Genomic DNA, 21,822 nt, shown 5'->3' with positions numbered 1-21,822 from the left:
GGCGGTACTAGCGGAAGTACTCGACGCCGGAGCCCGTCATCCGCCGGGGCAGTGACTCGGGATCGGTTCCCGGCGGGAGCAGGCGGACGCCGGCATGCAGTAGGACCACGCCGGGCCGGCCGACGAGCACCGGATCCAGGAGCACCTCGGCGACCGCCGGCACCTCCTCGGCGAGGCGGGCCAGCCGGTGCAGCACGTCCTCCAGGGCGGCCGTGTCCGCCGCCGGGGTGCCGGCGCCGCCGACCAGCAGCACCGCGCCGCGGATGCCCCGCACCATCTCGGCGGCGTCCCGGTCGGTGATCGGCAGCGCCCGGGCCAGCGGGTCGACCAACAGGTCCGCGACGGCCCCGCCGAGGCGCAGCGACAGCAGCGGCCCGATCGCCGGGTCCTGGGTCATCCGGATCACGGTCGACACCCCGGCCGGCGCCATCGGCTGGACGACCATGTCGCCCGGCCCGACCGCGGCGCGGATCGTGCGCCAGGCCTCCGCGAGCGCGCCGGGCCCCTCGACGCCCAGCCGGACGGCTCCGACGTCCAGCCGCCCGCGGAAGCGTTCGTCGGCGATCTTCAGGGCGACGGGCCAGCCGAGCCGTTCGGCCGTGTCCAGGGCCTGGGCGGCGGTCGTCACCGGCTCACTGGGCCAGACCGCCAGCCCCACCCCGCCCAGGATGTCGCCGACCAGCTCCTGGGGCAGCCACGTCCCGTCCGTCGGGCCGGCGGCCGCCGCGCGGCGCGCGCGGTCCAGGTCGAGCCGGTTGAGAGTGGGGACGGTGCCCTGCTCGCGGCTGCGCCACGCCGCGTGGCCCGCCGCCCGGGCGAGCGCGAGCGCGGCCGACTCCGGGGAGGCGAACGACGGCACGGAGCCGGGCGCGGGCGTCGCGATGCCGTCGCCCGGGGCGGCCAGCGCGGACGGCATCCCGTCGTACCCGAGGTAGGAGGCCACCACGGGCACCCGGCCGGAGCCCGCCACGGCCCGCACGGCCCGCGCGAGCTCCTCGACGGCCGGGTGCGGGGTGATCAGCGCCAGCACGGCGTCGACGTCCGCGCTGGCGGCGACCGCGCGCAGCGCGCGCTCGAACCGTTCGGGCGCGGCCATCGCGCCCAGGTCCACCGGGTTGGCCGGCTCCGGGCGGCCGAGCGTGTCGCTCAACGCCTCCGCCGTGGCGGTGGAGAAGGGCGGTACCTCCAGGCCGGCCGTCCGGCAGGCGTCCGTCGCCAGGGCGGCGAGCGCGCTGGACGTCCCCACGACGCCGACGCGTCGCCCGGCGGGCAGCGGCTGGGACGCCAGCAGCGCGGCCAGGTCGAACAGTTGGCTCAACGTGTCCACCCGGATGACCCCGGCGCTGGTGAACAGGGCGTCCAGGGCCGGGTCGGCGGCGCTGCGCCCGCTCTTCAGCGCGATCACCGGCTTGCGTCGGCCCACCCGCCGGGCGATCCGGGCGAACTTGCGCGGGTTGCCGAACCCCTGCAGGTGCAGCATGATCACATCGGTGTGCGGGTCCGACTGCCAGTACTGCAGCACGTCGTTGGCCGAGACGTCTGAGCGGTCACCGGTGGAGACGAACGTGGACAGGCCGATCGCGCGCCGCGACGCCTCGGTGAGGAACGTCCCGGCCAGCGCCCCCGACTGGGTGAACGCGCCGACCCGTCCCACCGGCGGGTCGCCGGCCGCGAAGGTGGCGTGCAGGCGGACGGCCGGGTCCGTGTTGATCACGCCCATCGCGTTCGGGCCGATCAGCCGCATGCCGGACTCCCGGGCCAGCCGGGTGACCTCGGCGAGCCGGGCCCGCCCGTCGGGCCCGGCCTCCGCGAACCCGGCCGAGACGACGATCAGGCCACGGACGTCCTTCTCCGCGCAGGCCCGCACCGCGTCGGCCACGGCCGGCGCCGGGACGGCGATCACGGCGAGGTCGACCGCGTCCGGGATCTCGCGGACGTCCGGGTAGGCGTAGACCGAGGCGACCTGGCGCGCCGCTGGGTTGACCGGGTAGACCGGGCCATGGAAATCGCTGGCCAGCAGCCGGCGGAAGACCTCGTGGCCGGCGCTGCCGGGCTGCCGGCTCGCGCCGACGACCGCGACCGCGCGCGGTGTGAGCAGCCGCGCGATGCTCCGCGCCTCCGCCCGCTGTTCCAGCGCCCGGGAGATGCCCCGGGTGCGCGAAGTCTGCGCCGTCGGGAACACCACCCGCACGCCACCAGCGCCGTCCTGACCAGCGCCGTCCTGCCGGGGGGTGCGCGGGCGGGTCTCGGCGCCGGCGAAGCCCGCGGCGTGGAAGACCCGCAGCGCCCGGTCGTCGCCCGCGCGCAGATCGGCGACGAGGTGGCTCACCCCGCGTTCGCGCGCGGCGGCGATCAGATGCTCGAGCAGCAGCAGTCCGAGCCCACGGCCACGGTGCGCAGCCTCGACGACCAGGGCGACCACCGCGTCGTCGGAGCCAGCGATCCGTTCGTAGTCCGCCGTGCCGACCAGACGTCCGCGCAGCACGGCCGCGACGGCGAGCCGCCCACTGCCACGGGTGGCGGCAGGGTTACCGGCGGCGGTGAGATGCCCGGCCAGCTCGTTGGGGGAGCGCTCCGCCCACCGCGCGGGCAGGCGCGTGACGTCCGCCGCGGACAGGCCGGCCCGCAGCTCTGCCAGGCCCAGGGCGTCGGTGCCCAGCACGGGGCGCAGCTGGACGGGCGCGCCGTCGGCGAGAATGCCGTCCGCAGCCCAGTGCGCCGGGTAGCGAGATTTGACATCCTCCCCGGCCTGAAGGCCGCCGGGGATTCCCGCACCTTGCGATACGGGTTCCTGCTTCACCAACGGACGCCTCCTCGCTCTAGGAGCGAGGTGGTCTCACTCCGTCTCCACAGGCAGACACCGCGAGCCCCGCGGCCAGAATGTTCTTCGCAGCGTTGACATCCCGGTCGTGGTGCGCGCCGCAGCGGCACTCCCACTCCCGCACGTGCAACGGCAGCTTTTCGACGATCGACCCGCAGGCCGAGCAGGTCCTGCTGCTCGGGTAGAAACGGTCGATCGCGATCACCGTGCGGCCATACCAGTCGGCCTTGTACTCCAACATCCGCCGTAGCTCCGACCAGGAAGCGTCGGAAATCGCCCGTGCCAGCGAATGGTTACGGACCATGTTGCGGACCGCCAGGTCCTCGATGACCACCGTTTGGTTCTCGCGGATGATCCTCGTGGACAGCTTGTGTAGATGATCCCGGCGCCGGTCGGCGATCCGCCCGTGGACACGCGCCACGGCGAGCCGGGCCCTGGCCCGGTTCGCCGAACCCTTCCGCTTGCGGGACAGCCCCCGCTGCGCGCGGGCGAGCCGGGCACGGTCGGCCCGCTCGTGCCGCGGGTTGGTCACCTTCTCGCCCGTCGACAAGGCGACCAGGGACGCGACACCCGCATCGACCCCCACCTGTTCCGGCGACGGAGGCAGGCTGGTGATGGTCTCCTCGACCAGGATCGAGATGTGGTACTGGCCGCGGGCGTTGCGCGACACCGTCACCTGGGACGGCGCCGCGCCTTCGGGCAGCGGACGCGACCAGGCGACGTCCAGCGGCAGATCCTGTTTCGCGAGCCTGACCTGCCCGTCGCGGAAACTGAAGCAGTTCCGGAAGTAGGTCGCCGAGTCGAGGGTCCTGCCCTTCTTCTTGAAGGACGGGTAACCGGCCCGCTTCTCCCAGAAGTTCACGTAGGCGGTCTGCAGATGCCTCAGCGTCGCCTGCAACGGCCCCTTCGACGGCTCGGCCAGCCACGCCGTTTCCGGGTCGCGTTTCCACGCCGTCAGCATCTTGTCCGTCTCGGCATGCGTGACCCGGCGCTGCTCCTGGAACCAGACCCGATGCCGCTCCGCCAACGCCCGGTTGTACACATAGCGCACACAGCCGAACGTTTTCGCCAACTGCTCTGCCTGCTCGGCAGTCGGGTAGAAGCGATACCTGTAGGCCCGCTTCACAACCCGACTCCAACTCCCCACAGCTGACAGAATACATCATTCCACTGTCACCCTGACGGCGGAGTTGACGCGCTAACCTCGCCCTGAAGGACGGGGCCTGCGCGCTACGTTTCATGGGTCACCCTGTGGACGCTATTCCGTGCCGGACCGCGCCGCCTCGGTCGCCGGCGCCCGGTCCCCGCCACCGGCCCCGCGGCGCACCCGCCGTGGTGCGACCCGCCGCGCCCGATGCGAGCCTGTCGCTCGCACCGTATCGGTCGCCGTCCGGCATCGGACTGCACAATGGTGCAGACCCGGCGGCGGCCGGCGGATGCCGCGGGGGGTGTCCGACGAGCAGGTTGCCGACACACGCGGCGGTCGCGGCGGGGTGCGTCCGGCATGGTCGAACCGACGACGGGAGCGTCACATGGCTGGACGGCGGGCGGCGGCCCTGCGGGAACCGCGCAGGTCGGCCGACAGCTACCTCGACTTCGTCCAGGGCCTGGACGAGGCGGCCCTCACCGCCGTCCTGCGGGCCCGCCAGGACGTCCTCGAGGACCCGCCGCGCGGAGTCGGTGAGCTCGTGCGCCTGCTCGGGGACGCGGACTCGATGCTCGCCGCCGTCAACGACCTGGACCGCGACGGGCTCCTGCTGTGCGACGCGGTCATGATGCTGGGCCCGCCCGTCCCGCTGGACCGGCTGGTGCTGCTGCTCGGCGGGTCCAGGGACGGGATCCGCGCGGCGCTGCGCCCGGTCGCCCGGCGGGCGCTGCTCTGGGAGAGCGACGGCGTCGTCCACGCCTTCGAGCCGTTCCGGCGGTTGTGGGACGACGAGGTCGCGGTGTGGCACCCGGCCGCGGAGCTCATCCCGGCCATCGCCGTCACCGACCTGCGCCGTGCCGCCCGCGGGCTCGTTCCCGGGGCCCGGGTCACCTCGTCCACGACCTGGGAGCGGTCCGCCCGCGTCGTCGGGGAGCTGATGGCCGACCCGGACGGCGTCGCCGCCGCGGTGCGACGGCTGCCCCGACCGGCCCGCGACCTGCTGGCCGAACTGGTCCGCGACCCGACGGGTCTGGTGACCGGCGACGAGCCCGACGACCCCCTGGATACAGGTGCCTTCGGTACGAACGGCTTCGGTGTCGGGGCCCGTGGGCGGCTCCCGGCCGGGTCGAACCGGGAGGAAGCGGCCGGGATACTCGTCGAGTCCGGGCTGCTCCTGCTCGTCGGCGGTGAGATCGAGGTGCCCCGGGAGGTCGTGACCGTTCTGTGGGCGGCAGACCCGGAGGTCCGGCTGACCGGGCCGCCGAGCCTCGGCCCGGCGGGCGCGGATCGCGCGGACGAGACGTTCGCCGCCGGGATCCAGGCCGCCGCCGGGCACGCCCTGCGGTCGGTGGCGGCGCTGCTCGCCGAGGCGGAGCGGGTGCCCCTCGCCGCGCTGAAGAAGGGCGGCATCGGCACCCGGGAACGCGCCCGGCTGGCCCGGACCCTCGCGCTCGCGGAGGGCGAGCTCCCGCTCTGGATCGACGTCGCCCACGCCGCGGGGCTGCTGGCCCGTGAGGAGGGCGGCTACGCGCCGACCGGCGAGTATCCCGGCTGGCGCGGGTCGGACGTCGGACGTCGCTGGGCGGTGCTCGCCCTGGCCTGGTTCCTCCTCGACCAGTCCCCGACACACCGTGAGATCGACAGCGGCCGGGACCAGCCGCCGCCGCTCCCGCTCGCCTCCGGCGCGGGCCGGGTGCGCCGGACGCTGCTCACCACGGCCAGCCCCGGCCGGTCGCTGGCCGCCGCGGGCAGCCACCTCGAGTGGTTCCTGCCGCTGCATGGCTACGACCGGCCCCAGCTGGCGAACAAGCGCCGGGCCGCCGTCCGGGAGGCCGAGCTGCTCGGCGTCGCCGCCGAGGACACCGTCTCCGATCTCGGTGCCGCGGTCTGCGAGGTCCTCGCGGCGGCGCCGCTCGACCCGACCGGGCAGATGCGGGCCCACCAGTACGGTTCCCCGACGCCCACGCTGGCCGGGTTCGTCACCGGAACCCTCGGGCCGCTGGTGGACGAGCTGGCCCGCCGGTGCGGCCCCGCCCTGCCGCGCGACGCGTCCACCATGATCCTGCAGTCCGACCTGACCGCGACCGTGGCCGGCCAGCCCAACCACGCGATCGCCCGCCTGCTCGCCGACGCGGCCGTGCCGGAGTCGCGCGGCGCCGCCGGGATGTGGCGGTTCACCTCCGCGAGTATCCGCGGCGCGCTGGACGTCGGCTGGAGCGCGCAGGAGCTGCTCGACGAGCTGCGCGCCGGCGCGGCGCACGAGGTGCCTCAAGGGCTCGAGTACCTCGTGGCGGACGTCGCCCGCCGCCACGGCCACATCCGCGCGCGGGCGGTGCGGGCCGCGGTCGTCGCGGACGAGGCGACGATCAACGAGATCCTGGCGACCCGGGCGCTGCGGTCGCTGGACCTGCGGCGACTGGCACCGACCGTCGCGGCGTGCGGCGCGGACGCCGAGGATGTGGCCGAACGCCTGCGCGCCGCGGGCATGGCTCCGGTGGTCGAGGACGAGCACGGCACCGTCGTCATCCGCCGGCGGCCGGGCGGCCCGCCGGCCTCGGGCCGCGACGCCGCCGCGGGGGCGGCTTCGGAGCGTGGCAGCGCGGGGAGCGCGGGGAGCGCGGGGAGCGCGGGGAGCGCGGGGAGCGCGGGCGAGTCCGGAACGTGGGCGGCTCCGGCGGATGTGGCGCGGCGCATCCTCGCGAACCGGGCCGGCGCCGGCGACGCCGCCCGGGCCGACCCGCGTGTCGTACGCCAGCTCGGCCGGCTGAACCCGCGGCTCACCCTCGTCGAGCGCCAGCTCCTCGCCGCCGCGCTCGACCACGGCGAGATCGTGACGATCATCTACCGGGACCGGTTCGAGCGGCGGACCAGCCGTCTGATCGCCCCGGTGGAACTGCTCGGCGGGCGTCTCGACTCCTGGTGCCACCTCCGCGAGGCGCAGCGCGAGTTCGCCGTCGCCCGCATCGAGGGGGTCACACCCGGCTGAGCGGGTCAGGGGCGGTGGCGCAGGCTTCCCGCCGGGCGCCCGCCGGCCTCGTCCTCGGACTGGTAGTCGAGGGCGCCGTCCGCCGCGAGGCGCAGCCTCGTCGTGCCGCCGCTCGTGCACACCGGCAGACCCAGCAGGGTGGGGTTGTCGCCCGCGCCCCCGATGTCGCGCAGGACCACCTCGGGCCCGGAGCCCGCCGCGGTGCTGATGCCCACGAGCTGCTGGTCACCGACGCACCGGATCGGCGCGTCACCTCCCAACGCCCCCAGCCCGACGAGGGTGACCTCGGCGTGGCCGACCGTCTGACCGCTCTCGCCGGGCCGCAGCGTGATCACGACGTCCTGCGCGACCCCGAGCCGCGAGGTGATGCGTCCCTCCCAGGTGCCGGTGTACCCGGCCGGCAGGGCCCCCGGCACCGTGGGACCCGACCCGTCCGAGGGCGCCGAACCCGAGCTCGCCGGCGGCCCGCCGACGGTCGGCCTCGAGGTCGGTTGGTCGAGGAGGTCGGTCAGGGAGCCGATCCCGGCGGTGGCCCCGGGGCTCGCGCCGGCGTCCGCGCCGCCGCCGTCCGAGCCGCCGTCCGAGCCGCGCAGGGCGACCAGCAGGACGGCCGTCACGATCACGGCGAGGCACACGACACCCAGGGCGGCCACGGTCACGAGGGCGCGCCGCCCACCGGCCGGCGGGGCGTCGGGCCCGACCGGGGTGCCTGATGGTGCGGCCGGTGCGCCCGGTGGTGCGGCCCGCGTTACGCCCGATGGCGCGGCCGCTGCGGCCGCTGCGGCCGCTGTGGCTGGCGGCGCGGCCGGCTCCGGCGGCCATGGCAGTGCCCGGTTGTGATCTTCCGGTGTGGCGTGGTCGTTCGTCACGGTGGTGGTGGCGGGGACGTCCAGGTCGAGGAGCGCGACGGCCTGCCGGCTCAGCCCGGTGACCAGGTCCTGCGGCAGCCATCCGGCGGTGATCAGTTCGGCGGCGCCGCCGCCCGGGACGAGCTCCGCGAGCACGTCGAGCGGCCCCGGGCGCTCACCCGGCGCCTTGCGCAGGCAGGCGTCCACGATGCCGCGCAGCTCGGCCGGGACGGCGTCGAGCCGCGGCTCGCCCGCCAGGATGCCGTACATCAGCGCGGGCATCCCGCTGCCCGAGAACGGGCCTGATCCCGTCGCGGCGAAGACGAGCACCGAGCCGAGGGCGAAGACGTCGCTGGCCGGCCCCACGTCCTGCCCGCCGATCTGCTCGGGTGACATGAAGGCCGGCGAGCCGATCGCGGACCCGGAATGGGTGAGCACGGTGGCGTCGAACGCGCGGGAGATCCCGAAGTCGATGACCCGCGGCCCGTCCAGGCCGAGCAGCACGTTCGAGGGCTTGAGGTCGCGGTGCACCAGGCCGGCGGCGTGCACGGCGCTCAGCGCCTCGGCGAGGCCGGCACCCAGCGCCCGTACGGTCGGTACTGGAAGCGGGCCGCGCCGGCGCACCGCCTCCAGCAGGGACGGTCCCGGGACGTACCCGGTGACCAGGTAGGGCTGCCCGGCGTCCGGGTCGGCGTCGATCACCGGCGCGGTCCAGGCGCCGCCGACCCGGCGGGCGGCCTCGACCTCGCGGCGGAAGCGGGCGCGGAACGTCGGATCGCCGGCGAACTCCGGTCGGATCACCTTGACGGCGACGGTGCGCCCGCCCGGGCCGCGGGCCAGGTACACCCGGCCCATCCCGCCGGCGCCGAGCAGGCCGAGCAGGCGGTATCCGCCGGTGGTCCGGGGATCATCCGCGCGGAGGGGTTCCATCCGGGACGACTCCTCCCGCCTGTCGCGGACTGCCGGTCGGGGCCGCCGGCCGTCCCACGCGGCCGGCCCCGTCCCGCCGCCGCGCGACTCAGGCGACCTGGAACGATCGTTTGGGTAGTCCCATCATGTAACCCTCGGCCGGGACGATGAGCGGCGCCTCGGGCCGCGGCGGGTCCGGCTCCGGCCCGGGCCCGCGGTGGCCGATTCCCGGAGTGTCGCAGGTCATCCGGAAGCGGCGGCGGTCCGAACCCGCTGAAGTCGTAGACAAGGGGGCGGCGGACGTCCGCGCCGCCGGCCGGCACGCAGGTCCGGCCCGCCGTCCACCGGTCGGTACATCAAGTCGGAAGGCACAGGCAGACAGCTTGAACGCGCACGCAGGTCACGGGTCGGATGGCGCGGGGGGCCGGGGATCGGGCCACGACCCCGGCCAGGGTGCCGGTCGCGAGCACGACCACGGGAGCGGCCGAGCGGGGGAGACCGCCGCCGAGCCCCGCTGGCTCGACGCCGACGAACGGGCGGCCTGGCGCGGTCTGATCGGTGTGATGACCCGGCTGCCCGCCGCCCTCGACACCCAGCTCCGCCGGGACGCCGGACTGAGCCACTTCGAGTACTCGGTGCTGGTCGGGCTCTCGGAGGCACCGAACCGGACGCTCGCGATGGCTCGGCTCGCCCAGTTCACCTGCGGCTCGCTGTCCAGGCTCTCGCACGCGGTCAAGCGCCTCGAGGACAAGGGCTGGGTGCGCCGCGCCCCGTGCACGGCCGACGGACGAGTCACGAACGCCACGCTGACCGACACCGGTTTCGCGAAGCTGGCCGACTCCGCTCCCGGCCATGTGGAGACCGTTCGCGACCTGGTCGTCGAGGCGCTCGCGCGCGACCAGCTCGACCAGCTCGCGGCCATCTGCGGCCAGATCCTCGACCGCCTCGACACCGCGCCGCCTCCCCGGCCCCGCTGAACCGCCGGCCCGGGCCTGGTCAGGCGCCTGTGGTCGACCCCGGACGGGCGATCATCAGCACCGTGACCACGGCCCACAGCAGGCTGAACATGCCGGTGGTCATCGCGAGCCGCTTCGTCCGGGCGGCGACGGCCGCCGGGTTCGCGTGCCCGGCGCCGGCCGGCACGGTGGCCCCGCCTGGGGTGATCTCCTCCAGAAGCTGCCGCTGCCACGGGAGGACCACAGCCGCCAGCAGCACCGCGGCCAGCCCCGTCAGGATGATCGAGGTGACGAGCCACGGGTCGCCGAGGACGTCCATGCTCGCGGCGGTGGCGAAACCGAAGATCGGCACGGTGATGCCGATCGCCGCGTAGACGTTGCAGATGCGGTGCAGCGTGCCGACCACTCCCGCCGTCCTGACATCGCCCGGGTCACGCAGCGCCGCCCGCACCGCCGGCGCGTACATGCTCGCCGCGACCGTCACCGGGCCGATGGCGATGATCGCTACGAGAACGTGGACGCTCAACAGGAATGTGGTCACGGGTCCGTCCTGGGATTGCGGAGGCAGCCGGAGGATGCGGCAACCGCCACGGTAGGCGCCGAACCACCGCTTTCGTGAGTGGCGGGAGTGCCATCTACCGGCGGATTCCCGCCACGAGGACTCCTCCCCTTCGGCCCTTGACACCCACAGCTGGCGGTGGTCAATAGTTCCTGTTCATGGCGTAATATCCCCGTAGGCTGGGCTCAGGTCAGGGATGGGATCGGCGGGATCGCCCGTTGGCGGGAAACAGTTGCCTGGTTATCGTCCTGCCATGCACACCGTGGCGGTTCTCGCCCTCGAGGGCGTGGTCCCCTTCGATCTCGCGGTGCCCGTCGACACCTTCGGCCGTGCCCGGCTCCCCGACGGCCGGGCGGCCTATCGGGTGAAGATCTGCGCTGGTCGGAGCATCAGCGGCACCGTCGAAGCAGACGGCGGGGCGTTCTCCCTGCGGGCCCCCTGGGGGCTGGACGCGCTCGCCGAGGCAGACACGATCGTCGTCCCCGGCGTCGGCGAGCAGGCCGGACCCCTGCCTCCGGAGTCCGTCACCGCGCTGCGGGCCGCCGCCGCGCGCGGCACCCGCATCGCCTCCGTCTGCGCCGGCGCGTTCCTGCTCGCGCAGACCGGCCTGCTGGACGGCCTGCGCGCGACCACGCACTGGATCGCCGCCGAGGAGCTCGCCCGCCGTCATCCCGCCGTGCAGGTGGACCCGAACGTGCTGTTCGTCGACAACGGGCAGATCCTGACCTCGGCCGGCGCCGCGGCCGGCCTCGACCTGTGCCTGCACATGATCCGCTCCGACCATGGGGTCGCCGTGGCCGCGGACGTCGCCCGGCTGTCGGTCGTCCCGCTGGCCAGGGAAGGGGGCCAGGCCCAGTTCATCGTCCGCGACCGCCCGCCGCCGGACGGCTCCGTCCTCGAACCACTGCTGCGGTGGATGGAGGCGAACTGCCACCGCCCGCTGACGGTGGACGACCTCGCCGCCCAGGCGATGACGAGCTCACGCACGCTCAACCGCCGCTTCCGCGAACAGACGGGCACGACCCCGTCCCAGTGGCTGCACCGGGTGCGCCTGCGGCAGGCGCAGTACCTGCTTGAGACCACCGGGCACTCGGTGGAGCGGATCGCCGCGCAGGTCGGCTTCGGATCGCCCACCGCCTTCCGGGACGGGTTCCGCCGGCTGGTCGGCACCAGCCCCCAGGCCTACCGCCGGGCCTTCCGTGACGCTGTCACGCCTCCCGGGTAGGGAGCGCGTCGAAGACGGCGGGCCGCTTCTCCGTGCGCGCGGTCAGCGCCTCCGCGAGCCCTGGGCCCTCGAAGGCGATGTCCATCCGGCGGAGCGTGTCGGTCAGTGCGTCGTCCTGGGAACGATCGAGGTCCAGGTAGACCTGTTCCTTGATCATTGCCAGCGAGAACGGCGAGCAGTTCTCGACCAGGTCCTTCGCGTAGGCGACCGCGGCCTCCAGAACGGTCCCGTCGGGGACGACCTGCTGGATGAGCCCGAGCTTCGCAGCCTCCTGGGCGCCGATGGTCCGCCCGGTGAGAAGCAGGTCCAGCGCCGGCTGGAGGCCGATGGCCCGTGGCAGCAGCCAGGAGACGCCGTACTCCGCCGCGAGACCGAGCCGGGAGAACGCGGTCGCGATCTTGGCTGACTCGGCGGCGATCCGGATGTCGCTGCCCATCATGTAGGCGAAACCGATGCCCACCGCGGCGCCGTTCACCGCGGCGATCACCGGCTTGCGCAGGCGCATCGTGAGGGCCGGCAGGTCCTCGCGAGCCGGTACGAACTTCTTGATCGCTTCGGCGCCGTCGCGCAGCACCGCAAGATCGGCTCCGGCGCAGAAGCCCGCACCGGCACCAGTGACCACGATTGCCCGGACCTGCGGGTCGTCATCCGCCGCACGCAGGGCGGCCGCATACGCGAGCGCCATCGTGCTGGTCACCGCGTTGCGTGCCTGCGGCCGGTTGAACGTGATGACGCAGACGCCGTCGCGGATCTCGGTCAGGATCTCCTTCTCATCGGTCTCCGCCGTCACCGCGCCCGCCTCCGTCACCGTGCCCGCCTCCGTCATCGTTTGTCGTCGTCCGTGAGCGTAGGCGACCGCGGGCAGGCGATGCGCCCGCTTGTGACATGCTTTGTTCGTGGCGGCCGGGAAACCCCGACCGCCACTTTCTGCTTCTGATCAATTACGTTCCACTCGGTTACCTTCCACCGCGAACCCGGGTGTCGCCGCGTGCCTGCGACCGCGCGGACTCGGCGGTGGCGCGTCCGCTGAAGCCGCTCTCGGCCAGCGTGTCCACCCCCTGCTCGTCGGCCCGACCACTGGACCGGAACGCCGCGGCCACCTTCGTCAGACCGGTGACGAGCGCGGCCAGCGCGACCCACAGGACGACGAACGAGTAGGTCGGGTGGTGGTGCGCCGCCGCCCAGAAGGCGATGCCGATCGAGAAGGCACCGATCGCCAGCGGCGCCCACCACGGAGCCCCACCACGCAGGTTCCCAGCCGCCGTGCCGAACGCCGGACCACCGCGGCCGACGCGTCGGTGCGCGAACGACGTCGCGATGGCGTGGATGCCCGCGACCAGCAGATACCACGCCACCATGCGGGCCACCACGGTGAGCGTGGGCGCCGGCCAGGCGAGCGCGACGATGCCGCCGATGACGAACAGCAGCGCCAGCAACGCATGCGTGGGCCGCCAGTCCGCCTCAGCCGTCATCGCAACGGCGAGCTCACTGACCGCTGCGACCAACAGCATGATCCCGAGCAGGATGGCGATCGACTTCCCGGTGGTGAGGCCGAACATCGGTATGGCCAGCGCGAACAGGATCCATCCGATCCCGAGCATCAGCAGCGCGGGACCAGCCTTGGCCGCCAGTCCCGGGCCACCGAGGGCGCCGCTGCCGCCAGCGCCCGTCCGACCGCCGTGCGCGTGCTCATCACGCAGGTGATCAGACTGGTTCTGGTGGGTGCGGTCGGGTGTCCGGGAGCGATCGGCGAAGATTGTCTGGTCGTCCGTACCCGCGTTCGGAGGCTCCGCGATCCCCCTACCCGATGCGGAATCTCCACCTGATCGGGTGGAGAAGTCGTCGGGCAGCTCCGGACCGGCGCGCCCGCCGCGTCGTTCACGCCGCGGACCGCCGGCGCCAGTAGATGCACTCATGAAGTCATCCCCTCCAGTGGAGTGGTGGTTGTGCCGCCTGTCCTCCTTCGCACGTGCTCCTCACGTGTCCTCCGGTCTCTCACGTGCCCTGGGTACGGGCATGTCATACCGTGCGTGACGAGATCGGTCTGATCGGTGCACACGACGGACGTGGTGGCAGGATCGGTTGCCTGCGTCGGTCCGCTGGCACCAACCTGATGGCCGGCGGCATGCCCGGGACTGCAACGAGGAGACGCGATGAAGATCGATTTCACTCTGTCTGACGACATCGCCTCGACCTCGACCACTGCCGCCCGCGTCGAGAAGGAGGGGTACGCCGGCGCCTGGGTCGGGGAGACCCGGCACGACCCGTTCATGCAGTGTCTTCAGGCCGCGACCGCGACCAGTTCCCTGACGGTCGGGACATCGATCGCGATCGCGTTTGCCCGCACGCCGATGACACTGGCGAATCTGGGATACGACCTGGCGCAGTACAGCGAGGGCCGGTTTGTCCTCGGCCTCGGATCACAGATCAAGCCGCACATCGAGAAGCGCTTCTCGATGCCGTGGTCGCACCCCGCTGCCCGCATGCGTGAGCTCATCCTGGCGATCCGGGCAATCTGGGACTGCTGGCAGAACGGCGCAAAGCTGGACTTCCGCGGCGATTTCTACACCCACACGCTCATGACCCCGTTCTTCACCCCCAAGCCGCACTCCTTCGGCCCGCCCCCGATCTACCTCGCCGGGGTGGGACCCGGCATGACCGAGGTCGCCGGCGAGGTCGCGGACGGGTTCCTCGTCCATCCCTTCAGCACCATGCGCTACGTCGAGGAGGTGACGATTCCCGCGCTGCTGCGCGGCCGGGCCAAGGCCGGCAAGACCGACCTGGAGGGCTTCACGATCTGCGGGCCTTCCTTCGTCACCATCGGCCGGACCGCGCAGGAGATGGACCGCGCGGTGGCCGCCACCAAGAAGCAGATCGCCTTCTACGGCTCCACCCCCGCCTACCGCGCCGTCTTCGACATGCACGGCTGGGGCGAGGTGCAGCCCGAGTTGACGGCCCTCTCCAAGCAGGGCCGCTGGGATGACATGACCGGCCTGGTGACCGACGAGATGATGGCCGAGTTCTCCGTCGTAGGCACCCCCGAGGAGGTCGGCCGCGCACTCGGCGAGAAGATCGGCGGCGTCTACGCCCGGACAACGCTCTACGACTCGGGCGGCTCCGACCCGGCGCACTGGCCCGCGGTGCTCGACGCGGCCCGGTGACCCGCCCGGCACGCCCCAGCGGGAATGGGTAGCCGTCGCCAGGTGTCCTCCTGGGCGAGCCCCGAGTGACAAAGGGGGATGAGGATGGCCTCGAACTGGGAGCTTGTGCCCCCACCGCCTGCGGAGCCGCCGCTGCACCCGCGACGCGGCATACACGAGCCGACCGCAGGCAGCCCCCCGCGCCGTCCCGGTTCGGTGCGGCGAACGATCACACTCGACTCGCTCCGCCCGGACGGCCCGACCGGAAACCTGATCCTGATCGGCCGCGGTCGGGACCTGGCCACCGGCCCCGAGGGCGCCGCCTCCGTGATCGCCGAGGCGATGTTCCGCTTCGAGATCGCCTTCCAGAGCCGTCGCGAAATCCTGCGCGTCGAGACCGCTCCAGAGGTCCCCGAGCTGGCCGGCCTCATCGGCGTGAGCTCCACATCCGGCTTCCGTCGTCACCTGGCCGAGATCGTGCCGGAGCTCCGGGCCACCCATCCGCTGCTTGCCGCGTTGTTCGACGACGCCCCGGTGACCTCGCTCGTCTCCGGCTACGCGACAGCTCGCATGGGCCTCGTTCACGGCGATGGACGGATCATGCTGGCGCAGGCCGATCAATGCGCAGGCTGGGCGCGCGGCGCGACGATCATCAACTCGATCGAGGACGGGAACGGCCCACCCATGGTCACCGGCCCACGGGCGCCGTCCCTGCTGGTGCCCGATGATCCGATGGCATGGCATGCGCTGACCGGACTGCCTCCGCACGGCATGCGGCGGGCCCGCCGCCTTGACCTGCTGCCCGCCGGCGTCGACGCACTGCAGGTGGACGTGCTTTTCCGGGACAGCTACCAGTCCGACAGTGGACCTGAGGCCGTCATCCACGAGTACACGGTGAACGCGCTGCTCGACCCGGAGACAATGACGTTCACCGAGATCGAGTCGACTCCGCGCGCGCTGCCGTGGGTCGAGTGCCCGAGCGCGGCCGCGAGCGCCGCCCGGCTGGCTGGCGCCGCAGCCGCAGACGTCCGGCAGGTCGTGGGCACAACCTTCCGCGGTACGTCCACCTGCACGCACCTGAACGACACACTGCGATCGCTCGGCGATGTCCCTGCCCTGGCGGCCATGCTGCCAGGGCGCTCGGCACCGTAGGCGTGATCTTGCGGCGAGTGTGTCGATGGGAGAAGGTGGACGGATTCGGACGGGACACAGTTTCTTCGGGAGACTTTCGTGGGTAGCCGCAGTTTCGAGATAGACGTGGTCGACAAGGTCGCGTGGCTCGTTCTCTCCAGGCCGGAAGAACTCAACACACTTCAACCAGATTTCTGGCGAGATCTCCCCCTGGCCGTTTCGAAGATTGACCAGGACGGAGGCGTCCGGGTGCTCGTGATCTCGTCGACCGGTCGACACTTCACCGCGGGCCTGGACCTGAATGTCTTCGGCGGCACGGAGCTTTTTCCGGACGGAGAGCCGGCTCGTGTCAACATGGCCCGCCGCTCGCTTATTCTTCGCATGCAGGGCGCTCTCACTGCGCTGGAACGGGCGCGCTTCCCCGTTCTCGCGGCGGTGCAGGGCGGTTGTGTCGGGGGCGGCCTCGACCTTGTGACGGCCTGCGACATGCGTTATGCCACCGCGGACGCGTTTTTCGTTGTTCAGGAGACAAAGATCGGAATTACCGCCGATCTCGGCACACTGCAGCGACTCCCCAAGATAATTCCGGACGGAGTTGCGCGTGAGCTCGTCTACACCGGTCGTCGACTTCCCGCCGACCGTGCGCTCGCCGTCGGCCTGGTGAACGAGGTCTACCCGGATCAGGAAGCGATGCTGCGCGGCGTGCGCGAGGTTGCGGAGGAAATTGCCGCCAACAGCCCAATGGCGGTCTGGGGGAGCAAGGAGATGCTGCTCTACTCGCGCGATCACCCCGTCGCCGACGCCCTGGCACACACGGCAACCTGGCAGGCTGGGGCACTCCAGCCAGTAGACGTTACCGAGTCGATTCAGGCCCGGATGGAGAAGCGCGGCCCGAGCTACCCGGATCTCCCGTCGACCTCGGATATCTGACGGCGCCGTCGTCCGAATCCGAGTGTCCTGTCGAATCCCGTCCTGCACGAGACCGAATCCCTCCTCGTGGTTCGCCTCAGGAGGGTAAGTTGTCCCTGTCGTCGGGCCGGTTGGTTTTGGATGTGTACATCCGCACTCCGGCCATCCCGTAGATCGTGCCCTGGGTGGCCGCGCGGTGATCGCGGCTGGGTCGGCCGATGGCGGCCCAGCCGCGATGCACCCCAGCTGCTGGGAACGGCGACTTACCCGGTCAGCACCGTCCGCCGTTACTGCAGGTCGGTCCGTCCGGCTGCGGCTCGAGGTCCTCGAAGGCGCGGGTCGGGGTGGGTAGATCGTGCTTCACCGTCACACGCGATCCGTCGAAGCTCAGCAGGCCGGAGATCGGGATACTCTCGGGGAGCGGATCTTCGTACGACCAGGCGACGTCCTCCACGACGACGTCCCCGACGATCGCCGACCAGTAGGACGCGGCTCCCTTGTAGGGGCAGTAGGTCGTCGTCGTGCTCGGGCGGAGAAGTCCCATGTCGACCTGCTGGCGGCGAACGTACAGCCGTGGTGCGAGCGCGGACTCGTACAGGGCAACGGTGTCCGAGGTGTCGACGAGGACCGCGTCGCCGACCTCGACGCGCAGGCGCCGAGTCGAGCGAAGGCAGTCGACCCGGTGGTAGGGGTTGCGCGGATGCCCGAGCATCCGTTCCTCTTCCTCCCACCATTCGTCGACAGCGTCCCATGGAACCCGTACGTGTCCTGCGACGGCGGGCTCGGGTTCGGCTGCCACAGCCGCCTGGACATCCTCGGAGGGGAACGCATAGGTCGGAGGTTGTCCCGGTGCGTGAACCAGCAGCACTCGCTCGCTGTCGACCACGGTCCGACCGTCGGAACGGCCGCGTACCCGACGTTGGAAGGGCTCGACGTAGACGAGCGGTGCCGGGAGAGGCGCGCTGAAGCGGCCGGCCGGCCGCGTGGACAGGGGGCCTCGTCCGGTCGTGAGACTCACAGTGCGGTCCTGTCGTCGACCGCGCGCCCGTCATTCCTGAAGCCCCGCAGCATGGCGTCGACGGTGAACGACGAGATCAGTGCATCGGCCTCGTCGTAGACCCGGCATTCGGAATGGGTCATTCCGTCGCCGGCGAAGGTCGACAGGTGGTGATAGCGCATCCAGTGGTCGGCCCGGACATTGGAGTGAAAGGAGATGCCAATCGCGTTGATCCCCATCGACAGCGTGCGATGGGCCTGGTTCTGGCCGACCCCCTCATGCGGGCGTAGGGCGGCGGCGATGGAGATGTGCCCGGTGAACTGGGCGAGCAGCCCGGCCTGTAGGCACGGGTCGTCCGGCACCGTGCGGAACCGGACCCATGTGTCGATGACCGGAGGACCCACGGGCGCGGCCGGGTCGTCGGTGTACGCCGCGTCGACCATGCGGATGTCGCGTCCTGTCACGGACATGTCGTAGGGCTTGCTGTCGTAAGGGCCCGCGGATGGCGGCGGGGCCGCGGAGTGGCGGACGACGTCCGGTGCGGTGACATCGAGCAGCAGGGTGCCGCTGGCGCGCCGTTTTCCGCGCTGGGAGACGTGTACTGCCAGCGTTGTGAAGCTCCGGCCGGAGCTGAGCTCGTCCACCTCGAACTCGAGCGGTTCGCGCGCGTCCGCTGCCCGGTAGAACACCATGTGCGCCGAGACAACCCGCCGCCCGGGCGCGTGGCGGCCGCCGGCCACCACGGCCTGCCCGAGCATCTGGCTGCCTTCGACGACAGGCCGCCGGGGATCAGCAAGGGCCACGCTGACGTATCTGCGGTCGCCGGCCTGGCGGACATTCATGATGTCGATGAGATCTGAGGCGTCGCCCCAGGTGGGGAAGCGTTTGATCGTGCTGTCGCGGGGCTGCTCGCCGGGGAGCTCGTCGACGATCTCCACCCGGACCCGGTCGTGGTCGAAGGCGGCGAAGTCGGTCAGCCACTCCAGGCCGGAAGCCGGCTGGGTGAAGGCCCACAGCGCGTCCCGGCCGTCGACCGTCGTCGTGCTGGCGGGGTCGTGCCAGTCGACGGAGTCGGCGTCGACCTTCCCCTCGAGGGACCACAGGCGCGCCGTGCCCTTCACCGGACACGACACCGTCCGGCCCTCGTCTCCGAAGGAGTCGAACCGGATGTCGGAGCGTGGAAAGTAAAGGACGGGGACCTGTCCCGGTTCCTGCACCCGGACGGCGGCTGTCGACTCCGCGACCAGGGTGTCACCCCACCACGCTCGGGCCGGGTAGAGGCATGGCTGCCGAGTTAAGGCCGGATCGCTTGCCGACGTCGCGTCGGCCGTTACAGGCTGCACGTCACAGGAAGCTAACACTGTGCCCGGGGTTGGGACGAGGAATCCGGAGTCGAGGGACATCGGACCCGACTGTTTCGAGCCGTCGGTGGCCGTTCAGTGGGTGCCCGCCGTCGAGGACAGGCGGGTCAGCCACCCGAGGACCAGTGAGTTGAACACCTCGGGGTGCTCCTGATGCAGCCAGTGGCCGCCCGGCAGCACGTGAACCTCGTCGGACGGGCCCGCGGACAAGCCGCTTTCCCATTCTGCCTGGTCGGCGCGCCGTTCCCCGTACACGGACAGCACGGGGCAGGTCCGCTTGGCCAGGTAGTCGTCGCTCTGCTCCCGGCGGCCGAACTGGTCGACGTCCAGCCACATGCCGGCGAAGGCCGCCTGGGCCACGTCGACGGGTACGCCCAGCGCGCGTCGTCGGTGCCAGGTCGTCAGGTGCTCGGGGGCGTCGGGGCCAGCCAGCGCCGCGAGATACCTCAGCAGGCGCTCGACCCCGCCCGGCTCGCCGAGGTTCGCCAGCGACCGTGCGGATCTCTCGACGTCCGCTTCGGGCAGGCCGTAGGCGGGCTCCACCGCGACGACGGCGCGGACGAGATCGGGATGTTCCACGGCCAGCGCACTGGCGACCATCGCGCCCAGCGAGTGTCCGACGGCGACCACCCCGCGGTTGCTCGCGGTCACCCCCAACTCACGAAGCAGGGCCGCGATGTCGGCGGCCAGGATCCGTGGCCGCAGCCCCTTCGAACCGGTGGACCGACCGTGGCCACGCAGATCGACGGCGATCACGCGGTGGCGCCGGAGGAAGGCTGGGATCTGGAAGTTCCAGTCGTGCGAGTCGCAACACCAGCCGTGGACGAGCACCAGGGGCGGGGGTGCGCTGGGCGCTCTCGTCCCGTTCAGGCTCACCGGGCCTGGGCTCTCACCGAGGATCGCGGTCCCGTCCCGGGCCGGATCATCGGTGAAGAACAGCCTGGTCTCGACCCCGAGGTCGAAGTACGGCATCGGTGGCCCCCGTTCGCTAGACGACGTTCGTTGACAATGGACTCGGGTGAGGACGCCGCGTCCGGCCCCGGAGGGCCTGCGCATGGCACGGACGAAGTCCTGCCAGACCGACGATCCGTGTCCGTCCGATGTTCCCGTGATTCCGCGGTTGTCTCGTCCGCGGAGCCTGCGGTGGCGGGCTGGCATCCTGGGGTGCGTGGACGCTGCCCCGGGAGATTCGACTGTCTCGCGTCGAGCCTCTGCCCGCAGGTACCTCATGTGTCCACCGGAGTACTTCGACGTCACCTATGCCATCAACCCGTGGATGCGCCCCGAGGTACCGACGGACCTCGCCCGGGTACACGCCCAGTGGGAGGCGCTGCGGGCCGTGTATCTGGGGCTGGGTCACCAGGTCGAGTTGGTCGAGCCGGTTCCCGGGCTACCGGACATGGTCTACGCGGCCAACGGCGGCCTGGTCGTCGACGGCGTCGCGGTCGGGGCGCGTTTCCGGTACCCGCAGCGGCGGGCCGAGGCTGACCACTACCTCGACTGGTTCCGCGGGGCTGGAATGCGGCGGGTGCACGCCCCGTCGTACGTCAACGAGGGTGAAGGAGACTTCCTGCCGGTCGGCGGCGTTGTCCTGGCCGGGACGGGTTTCCGTACCGAGCCACGTGCGCACGCCGAGGTGGCGGGCGTTCTCGGCCGCAGGGTGCTGACCCTGGAGCTGGTCGATCCGCGTTTCTACCATCTCGACACCGCGCTCTGTGTCCTCACCGAGGACCTTGTCGCGTACTACCCGGCGGCATTCAGCGCGCGTAGCAACGCCCTGCTCCGGGAGACGTTTCCGGGGGCTCTCACGGTGTCCGAGCGGGAGGCGGTCGCGTTCGCGCTGAACGCGGTCAGTGATGGGCTGCACGTGGTGATCTCGGCCGATGCTGTCGGGTTCGCGAGCACTCTGCGTGACCATGGATTCATCCCGGTCGGCGTGGCCACGGATGAGATCCGGCGGGGTGGCGGCGGCGCGAAATGCTGCACGCTGGAACTGCGTCCGGCCGGCTGAGCCTGGCCGACTGCGCTCGGGAGTGCTCACCAAGCGAGACCGCCGCGCCGTTTCGGCGAAGATCATGCACGTTCCGTGGGCGCGCCGGGCGTGGCAATCAGGACGACTTTCGCCTGATGCGCTGTGGAGGTACTTTCTATCGCGGCATGAACCACTCTGGAGCGAATCATCGGGACGACGTCGGACAACCTATGACTAAAATTGTTACGATGGTCGCGGCCGTGGACGGCCTGCCGACCATAGAAGAAACAGATGCAATGCTGGTCGAGCTGAACCGGCTTCCGCGGGATCCGGTGGTGACCGATCTGATCGACGAGTTGCTGGATTTCCGGTCGCTCCTCGCCGCCGCCGTCTGAGCGGCTGCTCCGAAGCGACCGGAACCCGGCTACGCCGGACGGTGTTTCCGCCCTACCGGGCAGGTGACGCCGTCCGGTGAGACCTCATCGGGTCACTGCTGCGCCCCGAACGGCTGGCCCTGCTGCTGGCCGCCCTGGCCGCCCTGGCTGAACTGGTTGTACTGGCTGGAACCGAGCCGGTCGCGCGAGGCGCCGCCCAGGGCCGAGCCGGCTCCGACAAGCTCCTGGATACGGTTCTCGACGTACCGCTCGCTGTGGTTCGTCTTGTCCGCGATCCGCGCAACGAGGTCGTTGACGCTGGTCGACGCGTCCAGGTCGGCGGTGCTCACCTGACCGAACTGGTCCAGGATGCGGTAGCGGATCTGGCGCCAGTTCTGCCGAAGCTGCTGCTCCACCTGCTGTGCCTGCTGCTGCTCCATGGTTCGGGAGACTCCTTTCGGTCGGGCTTTTTATTTCCCGCTAGGCG

Annotated in this window: 18 protein-coding genes; 8 read left to right on the top strand and 10 right to left on the bottom strand. The window is 71.9% G+C overall.

Annotated elements, in window-relative coordinates; translation table 11 throughout:
* Window positions 1-7 precede the first annotated feature (7 nt).
* A complete protein-coding gene (locus tag MXD62_RS06930) occupies window positions 8-2,662 on the bottom strand; it encodes an acetate--CoA ligase family protein (protein ID WP_248828606.1) in 2,655 nt (884 codons plus the stop codon).
* Window positions 2,663-2,819: 157 nt separating this feature from the next.
* Window positions 2,820-3,947 carry a transposase gene (locus MXD62_RS06925; protein ID WP_248828585.1) on the bottom strand — a complete coding sequence of 376 codons (1,128 nt, stop codon included), beginning with the start codon at window positions 3,945-3,947 and terminating at the stop codon, window positions 2,820-2,822.
* Window positions 3,948-4,353: 406 nt separating this feature from the next.
* Between MXD62_RS06925 and MXD62_RS06920 the strand changes: the two genes are divergently transcribed.
* Window positions 4,354-6,954 (top strand): helicase-associated domain-containing protein, encoded by a 2,601-nt coding sequence (locus tag MXD62_RS06920; RefSeq protein WP_248828584.1) that lies wholly within the window; start codon window positions 4,354-4,356, stop codon window positions 6,952-6,954.
* A gap of 5 nt (window positions 6,955-6,959) precedes the next feature.
* On the opposite strand, the gene MXD62_RS06915 is transcribed toward MXD62_RS06920, so the two are convergent.
* Entirely contained in the window at window positions 6,960-8,732 is a 1,773-nt protein-coding gene (locus MXD62_RS06915; protein ID WP_248828583.1) for a serine/threonine-protein kinase, read from the bottom strand.
* Between the two features lie 362 nt (window positions 8,733-9,094).
* Between MXD62_RS06915 and MXD62_RS06910 the strand changes: the two genes are divergently transcribed.
* Window positions 9,095-9,688 (top strand): MarR family winged helix-turn-helix transcriptional regulator, encoded by a 594-nt coding sequence (locus tag MXD62_RS06910; protein ID WP_248828582.1) that lies wholly within the window; start codon window positions 9,095-9,097, stop codon window positions 9,686-9,688.
* Window positions 9,689-9,707: 19 nt separating this feature from the next.
* Here MXD62_RS06910 and MXD62_RS06905 read toward each other — a convergent pair whose 3' ends face one another.
* On the bottom strand, window positions 9,708-10,208 hold the full coding sequence (locus tag MXD62_RS06905; protein WP_248828581.1) for a hypothetical protein: 501 nt from the start codon (window positions 10,206-10,208) through the stop codon (window positions 9,708-9,710).
* 271 nt (window positions 10,209-10,479) lie between these two features.
* On the opposite strand from MXD62_RS06905, the gene MXD62_RS06900 reads away from it, so the two are divergent.
* Window positions 10,480-11,451, top strand: coding sequence for a GlxA family transcriptional regulator (locus MXD62_RS06900; RefSeq protein WP_248828580.1), 972 nt, complete (start codon window positions 10,480-10,482; stop codon window positions 11,449-11,451).
* Here the strand turns inward: MXD62_RS06900 and MXD62_RS06895 are convergent.
* A complete protein-coding gene (locus MXD62_RS06895; protein ID WP_248828579.1) occupies window positions 11,435-12,277 on the bottom strand; it encodes an enoyl-CoA hydratase-related protein in 843 nt (280 codons plus the stop codon). The two genes, MXD62_RS06900 and MXD62_RS06895, sit on opposite strands and share 17 nt — an antisense overlap.
* Before the next feature lie 130 nt (window positions 12,278-12,407).
* Window positions 12,408-13,367 carry an HdeD family acid-resistance protein gene (locus MXD62_RS06890; protein WP_248828578.1) on the bottom strand — a complete coding sequence of 320 codons (960 nt, stop codon included), beginning with the start codon at window positions 13,365-13,367 and terminating at the stop codon, window positions 12,408-12,410.
* Between the two features lie 237 nt (window positions 13,368-13,604).
* On the opposite strand from MXD62_RS06890, the gene MXD62_RS06885 reads away from it, so the two are divergent.
* The 3 genes from MXD62_RS06885 to MXD62_RS06875 all read left to right on the top strand — a co-directional run bounded on the left by MXD62_RS06885 (window position 13,605) and on the right by MXD62_RS06875 (window position 16,652).
* Complete coding sequence (locus MXD62_RS06885; protein WP_248828577.1) at window positions 13,605-14,612, top strand: LLM class F420-dependent oxidoreductase; 1,008 nt, start codon at window positions 13,605-13,607, stop codon at window positions 14,610-14,612.
* A gap of 84 nt (window positions 14,613-14,696) precedes the next feature.
* Window positions 14,697-15,743, top strand: coding sequence for a DUF2889 domain-containing protein (locus MXD62_RS06880; protein WP_071065561.1), 1,047 nt, complete (start codon window positions 14,697-14,699; stop codon window positions 15,741-15,743).
* Between the two features lie 78 nt (window positions 15,744-15,821).
* The gene (locus MXD62_RS06875) at window positions 15,822-16,652 is read left to right on the top strand and encodes a crotonase/enoyl-CoA hydratase family protein (RefSeq protein WP_248828576.1); all 831 of its coding nucleotides are present in this window, start codon (window positions 15,822-15,824) and stop codon (window positions 16,650-16,652) included.
* 250 nt (window positions 16,653-16,902) lie between these two features.
* On the opposite strand, the gene MXD62_RS06870 is transcribed toward MXD62_RS06875, so the two are convergent.
* From MXD62_RS06870 to MXD62_RS06860, 3 genes are all read right to left on the bottom strand, one after another.
* The gene (locus tag MXD62_RS06870) at window positions 16,903-17,649 is read right to left on the bottom strand and encodes a DUF427 domain-containing protein (RefSeq protein WP_368862326.1); all 747 of its coding nucleotides are present in this window, start codon (window positions 17,647-17,649) and stop codon (window positions 16,903-16,905) included.
* A complete protein-coding gene (locus MXD62_RS06865) occupies window positions 17,646-18,971 on the bottom strand; it encodes a DUF427 domain-containing protein (protein WP_248828574.1) in 1,326 nt (441 codons plus the stop codon). Before MXD62_RS06865 ends, MXD62_RS06870 begins: the two co-directional genes overlap by 4 nt.
* Window positions 18,972-19,064: 93 nt before the next feature.
* Window positions 19,065-19,961, bottom strand: a complete 897-nt coding sequence (locus MXD62_RS06860; RefSeq protein WP_248828573.1) for an alpha/beta fold hydrolase — start codon at window positions 19,959-19,961, stop codon at window positions 19,065-19,067.
* An 82-nt stretch (window positions 19,962-20,043) separates the two neighbouring features.
* Between MXD62_RS06860 and ddaH the strand changes: the two genes are divergently transcribed.
* Both ddaH and MXD62_RS06850 read left to right on the top strand, forming a co-directional pair.
* Window positions 20,044-21,000, top strand: a complete 957-nt coding sequence (gene ddaH / locus MXD62_RS06855) for a dimethylargininase (RefSeq protein WP_368862325.1) — start codon at window positions 20,044-20,046, stop codon at window positions 20,998-21,000.
* Window positions 21,001-21,209: 209 nt separating this feature from the next.
* Complete coding sequence (locus tag MXD62_RS06850; RefSeq protein WP_165938603.1) at window positions 21,210-21,356, top strand: hypothetical protein; 147 nt, start codon at window positions 21,210-21,212, stop codon at window positions 21,354-21,356.
* Window positions 21,357-21,448: 92 nt separating this feature from the next.
* On the opposite strand, the gene MXD62_RS06845 is transcribed toward MXD62_RS06850, so the two are convergent.
* Window positions 21,449-21,775, bottom strand: a complete 327-nt coding sequence (locus MXD62_RS06845; protein WP_248828571.1) for a hypothetical protein — start codon at window positions 21,773-21,775, stop codon at window positions 21,449-21,451.
* Between the last annotated feature and the right edge of the window lie 47 nt (window positions 21,776-21,822).

This window comes from Frankia sp. Mgl5, from assembly GCF_023242985.1.
Taxonomy (GTDB): domain Bacteria; phylum Actinomycetota; class Actinomycetes; order Frankiales; family Frankiaceae; genus Parafrankia; species Parafrankia soli.
The sequence above is the reverse complement of the archived record's forward strand: the minus strand, read 5'-3'. Positions and strand labels throughout refer to the sequence as shown.